This is a genomic window from Streptomyces sp. NPDC005202 (assembly GCF_040608235.1).
Classification (GTDB): domain Bacteria; phylum Actinomycetota; class Actinomycetes; order Streptomycetales; family Streptomycetaceae; genus Streptomyces.
In genome coordinates this window covers 156,132-165,780 of sequence record NZ_JBEXHW010000005.1, presented here as the reverse complement: position 1 = coordinate 165,780, position 9,649 = coordinate 156,132, and the positions used below count along the sequence as shown (strand labels likewise).

The window sequence follows — 9,649 nt, the reverse complement described above, 5'->3', positions numbered from 1 at the left end:
ACCGGCCCCTGCGCCATATGTCAGGGGCGGTCACTGGGGCGCCGGCCCCTGCGCCATGCGTCAGGGGCGGTCACTGGGGCGCCGGCCCCTGCGCCATGCGTCAGGGGCGGTCACTGGGGCGCCGGCCCCTGCGCCATATGTCAGCGGACGCCCGCTGCGTCCAGCAGCGCCGTCGCGGTGGCCGTGGCCAGCCCATCGTCCAGCGTCTCGACCCGGGCCCCGCTGCGGGCGCTCGCCCCGTCGAAGACCAGCATCAGCTGGCGGGCCAGCAACTCCGGATCATGCGCCCCGCCGAGCTCGGCCTCCTTGCGGAAGGCTTCCTTCAGGCGCTCCTTGGCGCCCCTGGCCACCTTGCTCGCCGCGTGTTCGGGGTTCTTCAGCTCGACCAGCGCAGCCAGGTAGGGGCAGCCGTGGAAATCGGGTTCCGCGGAGGCCTTCGCCAGCCGCTCGAAGACGTACAGAATCCGCTCGCGGGGGGTGTCGGCATCCTGCGGGCCGGGCGTCAGGCGGGCCTCGTATCCGGGCAGCCGCCGCTCCAGGCTCGCGGCCAGGACCTCGTCCTTGCTGTCGAAGAGCTGGTACATCGACCGCTTGGAGACCCCGGCAGTCCGGCACAGCGCCTCGACGCCGATGGAGACGCCGTCGCGGTAGAAGAGGTCGGCCGCCGCGTCGAGCAGCCGGTCCCGGGGAGACGCCTTGTCGGAAGTGGCCATAGTGCGAGGTTACCGCGCCCCGTGCGACCGGGAAACCGATCGGTGTACGGGGCGGCCGGGAGCCCGATCGGCGTGACAGAGGCCGTGAACAAGCGCTTAGATAGGTGACCGCATGCCGCTTCGTCCGCGCCGCGCTGGAGGCCCTGTTGTTCACGTCCGTCGACGATGTCTCCGCCCGCCTCGCCGAGACGGGCTACCTGGCCTCGCCCGGGGTCGCCACGACCGTCTTCCTCGCCGACCGCCTCGGCAAGCCGCTGCTGGTCGAGGGGCCCGCCGGGGTCGGCAAGACGGAGCTGGCCAAGGCGGTGGCCCAGGTCGCGGGGGCGCGGCTGGTCCGGCTGCAGTGCTACGAGGGCGTCGACGAGTCCCGGGCGCTGTACGAGTGGAACCACGCCAAGCAGCTGCTGCGCATCAGCGCGGGCCGGGACGAGACGTGGGACGAGACGCGCACGGACATCTTCAGCGAGGAGTTCCTGCTTCCCCGCCCGCTGCTGACGGCGATCCGCGGCGACGACCCGACGGTGCTGCTGATCGACGAGACCGACAAGGCCGACGTCGAGGTGGAGGGCCTGCTGCTGGAGGTGCTCAGCGACTTCCAGGTCACCGTTCCCGAACTGGGCACCATCACCGCGACGCGGCGCCCCTTCGTCGTGCTCACCTCCAACGCCACCCGCGAGCTGTCGGAGGCGCTGCGCCGCCGCTGCCTGTTCCTGCACATCGGCTTCCCGGACGAGGAGCTGGAGCGCCGGATCGTACGGCTGAAGGTGCCTGGGCTGGACGAGGCGCTGGCCGCGTCCGTGGTGCGGGTGGTCGGCGCACTGCGGGCGATGGACCTGCGGAAGGTGCCGTCGGTCGCCGAGACCGTCGACTGGGCGCGCACCCTCCTCGCGCTCGGCGCCGGCACCCTCGACGAGACCGTCGTACGCGACAGCCTGGGCGTCCTCCTCAAGCATCAGGAGGACATCCTGAAGGCGGCCGCCAAGCTCGACCTGAACGCCCTGTGAACACCCCCGCGCCGGCCGGCGTCGCGGAGCGGCTGACCGGGCTCGTCGGCGCGCTGCGCGCGCACGGCATCCGGATCGGCACCGGCGAGAGCGTGGATGCGGCGCGGGCCGTCGAGGCGCTCGGTCTGGCCGACCGCGAGCTGCTGCGCGAGGGCCTGGCCGCCACGCTGCTGCACGGCAGCGGCCAACGCGTGGTGTTCGACCCGGTCTTCGACCTGTACTTTCCGCGCGGGGTGGGCGCCCCCGAGGGGAGGCCCGCGGGCCGCGAGGAGTTGCGCGACCGGCTCGCAGACGCCCTCGCCGCCAACGACCTTGCTCTGATGGAGCAGTTGGCCATCGAGGCGGTCGACGGCTTCGGCGGCTACGGGAGTTCTCCGGCGTCGGAGGGCTGGTCGGCGTACCAAACCCTGGAACGGATCCGCCCGCAGACGCTGCTGGCCCGGGTGCGCGCGAGCGTCCTGGCGCGCAGCGGCGACGCCGACTTCGCCGACCGGCTGCTCGACGACGAGATCCGGCGCCGTATCGAGGTGTTCCGCCGGCAGGTGGCCGCGGAGGCGCGGCGCCGGGTCGCCGAGCGGCGCGGGCGGGACGAGATCGCGCGGCGGGCCGTGGCGCCGAGCGCGGACCGGGTCGACTTCCTGTACGCGGGGCGCGACCGGCTCGCCGAACTGCGCAGGACCGTCCAGCCGCTGGCCCGGAAGCTGGCCACCCGGCTCGCCGCCCGCCGCCGTCGCGCCGCACGTGGCACGATCGACCTGCGCCGCACCCTGCGCGGCTCGCTGTCGACGGGCGGGGTGCCGATGAAGCCGGTGCTGCGCCGACGCCGGCCCGCACGGCCCGAACTGGTGCTGCTCTGCGACGTGTCCGGTTCGGTGTCGGGGTTCTCCGACTTCACCATGCTGCTGGTGCAGGCTCTGTACGACCAGTTCAGCAAGGTGCGCGTGTTCGCCTTCGTCAACCGGATCGACGAGGTGACCGGGCTGCTCAGGCACGGCGCCGCCGACCCGCAGGGGCTCGGCGCCCGGATCCGGGCGGAGGCGCGGCTCACCGGCTGGCACGGCAGCAGCGACTACGGGGTCGCGCTGGGTGAGTTCGCCGAGCGGTTCGGCGCGGCGGTCGGCCCGCGCACCACCGTGTTCGTCCTCGGCGACGCCCGCACGAACATGAGCGACCCGAACCTGCCGGCCGTCCGGGAGATCGCTCAGCGGGCCCGCCGCCTGTACTGGTTGAACCCCGAGCCGCGCACCCTGTGGGGCACGGGCGACTCGGCCGCCCCCGCCTACGCCGACCTGGTGGAGATGCACGAGTGCCGCAACGCCCGCCGGCTCAGCGCCCTGATCTCCCGGCTGCTGCCCGTGTGACTAGGCCGCGAGCTGCGGATACAGCACCGCGAGGTCCGCGGACAGGCCCGCCTTGACCTGGCGGGTGAGATCGTCGGCCAGGACCTCGTGGGCGTCGGACTCGATGCCGTCGAGCGCCTGGGCTGCCACGTTCTCGGGAGTGGACTTGGGCGCGTCGACCCCGGCGGCCATGTCCGTGTCGACGTATCCGACGTGGAGGCCGGTGACCTGGATGCCGCGCGGCTTCAGGTCCAGGCGCAGGGAGTTGGTCTGCGACCACAGGGCGGCCTTCGAGGCGCTGTAGGAGCCCAGCAGCCCGACCCACGACAGGACCGAGTGGACGTTGAGGATGTGGCCGCCACCGTTGCGCTCGATGATCGGCACGAAGGCACGCGTGACGTTGAGCGGGCCGTAGAAGTTGGTCTCGAACTCCCGGCGGACGTCCTCGACCGGCGAGTCCAGGAAGTTCGCGTTCACTGCGGCGCCCGCGTTGTTGATCAGAATCGTGACGTCCTGGGCCTGCTCGGCCGCGGCCGCGACGGATGCCGGGTCGCTCACCTCCAGCGCCACCGCCACCGCGTCGGGGTGCGTGACGGTCTTCGGGTCGCGCGCGGTGGCGTACACCTTCTTCGCGCCCCGCTCGTACAGGGCTGCCACCAGCGCCCGGCCGATGCCGCGGCTGCCGCCGGTGACCAGGGCGACGGAGCCTTCGATGTGAGTCATGGGGATCTCCAGGAGGATGGGGGAGCCGGAGTATTGGAAACCGATCGGTTTACCTACCTCGACTACAGTAAACCGATCGGTTTCCGAGGCGCAAGGTAACCTGCAGGACGAGGACGTACGACATGAGCCAAATGAGCCACCCCCCTGTGGAACTCGGCACCTTCCCCACCCCCGTGGAGCCAGCGCCCCGGCTGGCGACCGCGATCGGGCTCGGGCCGGAAAACCTGTGGATCAAACGCGACGACCTGACCGGGCTCGGGGGCGGCGGGAACAAGATCCGGAAGCTGGAGTGGACCGTGGGCGCGGCGCTCGCCGAGGGGGCGAACACCCTGGTGACCACCGGCGCCCCGCAGAGCAACCACGCACGCCTGACCGCGGCCGCGGGCGCGCGCCTGGGCCTCGACGTAGTGCTGGTGCTGCGCGGATCACCCGGTGCGTCGCACTCCGGGAACCTCGTCCTCGACGGACTGCTCGGCGCCCGGCTCGTCTGGGCGGGCGACGTGGACCAGGAGGGACTCGACCGGGCGGCCGCCGAAGCCTGCCGGCGATTGCGCTCGCGGGGTGCCCGACCGGCACTCGTCCCGTTCGGCGGCTCGAACGCACTGGGGGCGCGAGGGTACGTCCGGTGCGGCGAGGAACTGCGCCGCCAGGTGCCGGACATGCGTCACACGGTCGTCGCGCTGGGCTCCGGGGGCACGATGGCGGGGCTGGTCGCTGCGCTCGGCGCGCGGGCGGTGCTCGGCGTCGACGTCGGGGCACTCGCCGAACCGGCCGAAGCGGTCTGCCGGTTCGCGGACCCTCTGACCTCGGCGCCCGTCACGCCGGAGGACCTGCGGGTGCGCCGCGACCAGGTCGGCGCCGGCTACGGAAGGCTCACGGCGCCGGTGGCGTCGGCCCTCACGCTCGCCGCCAGGACCGAGGGACTGATCCTGGACCCCGTCTACACGGGCAGGGCCCTGGCCGGACTGGTCGCGGCCGTCGCGGACGGGGACATCGGGCCGGGCGACAAGACGGTGCTCGTGCACACCGGCGGGCTGCCGGGGCTGTTCGGACACGCCGAGGCGGTCGCATACGCCGAGCACGGCATCACCGCGCACGAGCGGTGAGGTCCGATCCCGCGGCGCCGCGCTGCTCCTGACAGACGCCCATCCCGACCGGCACGTGCTCGGGCTCGGCTTCGGCGGCGCCGGCGCGCCGGGACCAAGCCCCTGGCGGCCATGGCGGAGTACCTCGACGAGAGGGACGCGGTCGAGACGCCCAACCCCGCACCGAAGGCCGCGATCCACCGCAGCCTGGCCGCGTACGGGCCCCGGATGCTCGAGCTGGCGCGCGACCGGACCGCCCGTGCGCAGACGTACCGCACTTCCTCGCCTTCACCAGCATCGCCTGCACCCTCATCTGCTACCGCAGACCAGCCGAATGAGATGACATCCAAGGGTCCAGCGGCCGGGGCCGGGCACTGCGAGTGCCCGGAGATCGAGAGCACCCAACGTGTGTTCACGGACCCTGGCACGGCGCGGCCGGTCAGGGCGTGCAGGTTCGAACCTGGTACGGCGCGTTCGAACCTGGCGCCGCGCTCTGCGCTGATCGTGCCGCCGAGGATCACGCAGCACCATGTGTACGCCGTTCGCTTCGGTCGCGGTGCATCAGTCGAAGGCCTCGATGAGTATTCCCGGTATGACCCTCGGCAATGGGATGGGTCGGCGTCCAGGGTTCTCGAATGGAGGAACGCGAGCATGATGCACCGGTTAGTCGTCCTCGCCGTGATGAGCGCGCTGGCCACGGCGCTCTCGGCCGGGGCGGCCCCCGCAGGGACCGCCCCAGATGGCGGAGGGCCGAAGCCACCCGGGCCAACCTCTCCGCCAGGGACCGGGCCCAGCAGCGAGGCATGGGCATGGACCCAACTGACCAGTCGTGGCACCCAGATCCGCTACGTGACCACCGATACCACCCGTACGTGCCCCACCGTGCGGTACACCGTGGGCGTGAACAGAGCTCCCTTCCCGATGCACCGGGTGAGCACCCCAATGCTGCCGCAGTTCCCCACCACCGTCTGCGAGTTGAGCGTGCCCCTCGGGGCCTCCAACGCGGTGCTCCAGCAATCGACGGTCCGGGCGGCCGTGGTGCACCCTGCGAAGCGTCAGCTCCCCTTGCCGAACTGGACCGCGACCACACGTCCCCGCACCATTGGCGTCATCGGCGACACCGGCTGCCGAGTCACGACGGCGGGCCCCGAACAGGACTGCGCGAACCATCAAACCGGCTGGCCGTTCCCGCAGATCGCGACCAGTGCTGCCAACGTGACGCGACCGGATCTGGTGATCCATGTCGGCGACTACCTCTACCGTGAGGACCCGAGCCAGGCAAACGACACGGCGTCAAATCCGGGCTGCACGACGGTGGGAGACAGATTCAGCTGGCCCTGTGTCGTCGCCGATTTCTTCAGACCGGCGGAAACGCTGCTGGCCACGGCGCCGGTCGCGTTGACCCGAGGTAACCACGAAGACTGCAACGCCGCGCAGCAGGGCGGCGCGGGTGGCGCGTGGTTCCGCTACCTCGCCGACGACCTCCGCGCCAACGGATCGTGCAGCCCTTACACCACGCCCGTGGAGATCCGCGCAGGCACCCTGAACCTCGTCTCCGTGGACTCCTCGTTCGCCGACCCGGCCGACAGCGGAAGCACAACGCAGCGGGCGATCTACACTGCGCAATTCGAAGCCGTGAACCAGGCTGCGCGGCAGCATCCCACCAACGATTACTTCGTGTTCACCCACAAGCCACTGTGGATGGTGAGATCGGCCGGCCCCCCGGCGCAATGGGTGACCCACGTCCTCGACGAAGCCGTCGCCCGTACGAACCTGGGTCGGCTGGAGGACAACGTCCGCATGGTGCTGTCGGGCCACGTCCACCTCTACCAGATGGTCGATTTCAACACCACCCGCCCACCCCAGGTGACCGTGGGCTTTTCAGGTGGAGCACCACTGGACCAAGGCCCGAACGACGCCAACGTCGTCGGAAAACCAGTCGGCACGCCGCCGCAGCCCGTCCATCAGTCGATCACCCAAGGGGGGGTCTTCGGGTACGGGGTTCTGCGCGACAACGGCGGGACCTGGGACCTCACCTCTCATGACACGACCGGCGCTGTCCGTGGTCAGACCTGCACGCTGAGCACGAGCACCGCCAACAAGGCATTCACCTGCCACTGAAGGGCGCGCCAGAAGGTCATCGACGCCCTCCGCTCCGGCAGCCGCACCCCGCGGTGGAAGGAGTCCGGGAGCCGCAGTACGTCCCCGCCGGCTCGCGAGCCCGTATGGCCTGACCACAGGTCATAGGGCCGACGGCCCTGTGCGGACAATGGCGGAGATGTCTCACGGCATCTCCGCCATCGGTGCGACTCGGCTCAGGCTGCCCGGGTTCTCCGTACGGATCATCCTGCGCAAGCTCGTACGAGCCGCGGCGAGGTCCTGTGGTGGCGGCGACGGTATCGTCGACGGCCTCGTGTTCTGGGGGGACGTGGACACGATCGCCGAGAATCAGCAGGCGCACGTCGAGGCGGGCGCCGACCACGTGGCCGTACAGGTGATCGGGATCGAGCCGGGCGGGTCCGCGCTGCCGTACTGGCGGCTGCTCGGCGAGGCGCTCCTGGGCAAGGGCGCCGACGGCTGACCGCTCGGCGCCCTGCTGTCCTGTTCCTGCCGGGGCTGTACCTGCTGGGGCTGTACCTCCCGGGACCGTACCCGCCGGGGCTGTTCTAGCTCTCGCGGGGCTTCGCGTACTCCTGGGCCATGGCGCCGGCGAAGTCGTACACCACGACCTGTTCGTCGCCCACGACCCAGGCGTCATGGCCGGGCGGGCAGACGAAGACGTCGCCGGGGCCTATTTCGGCCTCGCCGCCGTCGTCCATGGCGAGGTGCATCCGTCCCTGCAGGACATAGCCGTTGTGGTGGATCTGGCAGCTCTTCGTTCCGGCGATCGGGGCGACCGACTCGGACCAGCGCCATCCTGGTTCGAAGGTTCCCACTGCGAAGTCGAGCCCGGTGAGGTGGACGGCTTCGAGGTGGCCCCGGGGGAAGTCGCGCCGCTCATCCGGCTTCTCGACCGTCTTCACTTCCAACATGACGGTGTTCTCCCTTCCGGCCGTGATCCCCACGGCCGGGGCCCGTCTCCGTCTCCCGGGCGAACGCGCACGGTACCAGCGGGGGCCGAGCCCCTCCCCTGCGCTTGGGCACCGCCATTCAGGGGGCGGCCGGTGCCGCCCTCGGCCCGGCCGTGGACGAGCTTGATGGCGCTCGTCGTCAGGTCGGGGTCGTGCATCTGAACGTAGTGATCGCTTCCCGTCGCCGTGATGTGCGGGGTCTGCGGCTCGAGGGCGACCAGCGCGTCCTGCACCTCGGGCCAGGCGGCTTCGAGGCGCTTGAGTACGTCCTTGGGTGCGCCGGGGGAAGTGGCAAACGGCTGGGACTTGCTCAGGACCACCGGCGGAACCTTCGGCAGCGGACGCGCCTCGTTGATTGCGGCGATGGCTCCGTCGATATCCACTTTCTCGAAGTGGGGGTTGTTGTCGGAAGGAGTCCCCGGGTTGTTCACGAGGTGCGCGTAGGCCGGCCAGTCATTCCCCATCAGTGGTTTGGTGTTCACTCCGAAGGCGTCCACAAATACGAGTCCTGCGACCTGGCTCGGGTGCTCCTGCGCATACAGCCGGGTCACCATGCCCCCGAAGGAATGGCCTACGAGGAGGTAGGGTCCCGGCACTTTTGCGGCAGCCAGCAGCTTTCCCAGGTCACTGGACATACCGGCCAACGACCTGGTGCCGGACGGCGGGGTGCTCCGCGTGGTCAGGCTCGGCCTTTGCGTGCACCGGACGGTCCCCGGCCTGTCGTGTGCGCACACGCGGGTGAACGAGGCGACGCCGTCGAACACCGACGGCTCCTTCCTCGCCGAGCTCGTGCTGGACCGCATTGCCCGGCTCGAGCACCAGGCCGCCGCCCTGATCGAGTCCGCCGGGACCGGCACCGTCGCCGGCAACCTCACCGCTGCGCTCACGGACCTGTTCGGATCGGTCGCCGTGGCGATCGTCGGCCTCATCACCTCCCGGGACGAACTGCGCGCCCGGCTGCGCGAGTCCAGGCCGACCGGTGTGCCGCTCCTGGCGGAGGCCACGGCCATGATCGCCTCGTACCTGACCGCCGAGCGCGAACGGGGCCGCATCGCGGCCGACGCCGACGTCGACACGCTCGCTCCCACGCTGATCGGAGCCGGGCACCTGCTCTTCGCGGACCGGACGGGCACCCCGGCCGAAGGCCGAGGCCGTCCGCAAGGTCGTGACCACGGTCGTCGCGGGCGTGGTGCGGGAAGCGCCGAAGCCGTCCTGATGACCCCGCAGGCGCCGTTGGAGACGGATGAGGCCCGGACCGAGCGATCCGGCGCCGAGGCGGCAGGTACCGATAATCCACCTTGTCCGAGAGACCGTTGCTGGTCCGTCCGCCGGTCGACTGCGCCACTCCCCGGATCACCGGCGCCGGAAAGGACATTGCTCACTGGGCGCTGGTGAGCAGCTGCGGCGACAGCTCCTTGATCATGGTGTTGGTCCAGCGGATCTGACGGAGCGTCTGCGGATGGCAGGACGTGGCCAGGCCGAGGAGCCGGTCGTCCCGGGCGGCCTGCGCGGGGCCGGGAAGGCGGTGCTCGCGGTGCGCGCCCGCCGTCGAGCCGGCGTCCGAGTTCCCGGCGCAGGTCGGCCGGGCAGGTCGGCCCGGCCGCGGGCGATCAGGACCACGACCACATGGGCGCCGCGCCGCGCGTACAGGCGGGCGGTGGCGCGGCCGATGCCGGCACTGGCGCCGGGGATGACCACGGTCTGGGACATGGG

At 71.2% G+C, this 9,649-nt stretch carries 9 protein-coding genes and 2 pseudogenes; 6 read left to right on the top strand and 5 right to left on the bottom strand.

The window, feature by feature from the left end:
- Nucleotides 1-140: 140 nt before the first annotated feature.
- A complete protein-coding gene (locus tag ABZV31_RS12085) occupies nt 141-713 on the bottom strand; it encodes a TetR/AcrR family transcriptional regulator (RefSeq protein ID WP_355891618.1) in 573 nt (190 codons plus the stop codon).
- A 146-nt stretch (nt 714-859) separates the two neighbouring features.
- On the opposite strand from ABZV31_RS12085, the gene ABZV31_RS12080 reads away from it, so the two are divergent.
- Both ABZV31_RS12080 and ABZV31_RS12075 read left to right on the top strand, forming a co-directional pair.
- Complete coding sequence (locus ABZV31_RS12080; protein WP_355891864.1) at nt 860-1,717, top strand: MoxR family ATPase; 858 nt, start codon at nt 860-862, stop codon at nt 1,715-1,717.
- The gene (locus ABZV31_RS12075) at nt 1,714-3,078 is read left to right on the top strand and encodes a VWA domain-containing protein (RefSeq protein ID WP_355891615.1); all 1,365 of its coding nucleotides are present in this window, start codon (nt 1,714-1,716) and stop codon (nt 3,076-3,078) included. The genes ABZV31_RS12080 and ABZV31_RS12075 overlap by 4 nt, the downstream gene beginning before the upstream one ends.
- Here ABZV31_RS12075 and ABZV31_RS12070 read toward each other — a convergent pair whose 3' ends face one another.
- A complete protein-coding gene (locus ABZV31_RS12070; protein ID WP_355891612.1) occupies nt 3,079-3,780 on the bottom strand; it encodes an SDR family oxidoreductase in 702 nt (233 codons plus the stop codon).
- 131 nt (nt 3,781-3,911) lie between these two features.
- On the opposite strand from ABZV31_RS12070, the gene ABZV31_RS12065 reads away from it, so the two are divergent.
- The 3 genes from ABZV31_RS12065 to ABZV31_RS12055 all read left to right on the top strand — a co-directional run bounded on the left by ABZV31_RS12065 (nt 3,912) and on the right by ABZV31_RS12055 (nt 7,446).
- Nucleotides 3,912-4,886 (top strand): D-cysteine desulfhydrase family protein, encoded by a 975-nt coding sequence (locus tag ABZV31_RS12065; RefSeq protein ID WP_355891609.1) that lies wholly within the window; start codon nt 3,912-3,914, stop codon nt 4,884-4,886.
- Nucleotides 4,887-5,807: 921 nt separating this feature from the next.
- Nucleotides 5,808-6,986: a metallophosphoesterase gene (locus tag ABZV31_RS12060; RefSeq protein WP_355891606.1), complete on the top strand. Its 1,179-nt coding sequence runs from the start codon at nt 5,808-5,810 to the stop codon at nt 6,984-6,986.
- 157 nt (nt 6,987-7,143) lie between these two features.
- Complete coding sequence (locus ABZV31_RS12055) at nt 7,144-7,446, top strand: hypothetical protein (RefSeq protein WP_355891603.1); 303 nt, start codon at nt 7,144-7,146, stop codon at nt 7,444-7,446.
- A gap of 85 nt (nt 7,447-7,531) precedes the next feature.
- Here ABZV31_RS12055 and ABZV31_RS12050 read toward each other — a convergent pair whose 3' ends face one another.
- Entirely contained in the window at nt 7,532-7,897 is a 366-nt protein-coding gene (locus ABZV31_RS12050; RefSeq protein WP_355891601.1) for a cupin domain-containing protein, read from the bottom strand.
- Complete coding sequence (locus ABZV31_RS12045) at nt 7,885-8,739, bottom strand: alpha/beta fold hydrolase (RefSeq protein WP_355891598.1); 855 nt, start codon at nt 8,737-8,739, stop codon at nt 7,885-7,887. Before ABZV31_RS12045 ends, ABZV31_RS12050 begins: the two co-directional genes overlap by 13 nt.
- Here ABZV31_RS12045 and ABZV31_RS12040 point away from each other — a divergent pair.
- Nucleotides 8,708-9,152 (top strand): annotated as a pseudogene (locus ABZV31_RS12040) (TetR/AcrR family transcriptional regulator); the annotation flags it as partial. The gene ABZV31_RS12045 and the pseudogene ABZV31_RS12040 overlap by 32 nt on opposite strands.
- A 371-nt stretch (nt 9,153-9,523) precedes the next feature.
- On the opposite strand, the pseudogene ABZV31_RS12035 reads toward ABZV31_RS12040, so the two are convergent.
- Nucleotides 9,524-9,646, bottom strand: a pseudogene (locus tag ABZV31_RS12035) (SDR family NAD(P)-dependent oxidoreductase); the annotation flags it as partial.
- Nucleotides 9,647-9,649: the final 3 nt, after the last annotated feature.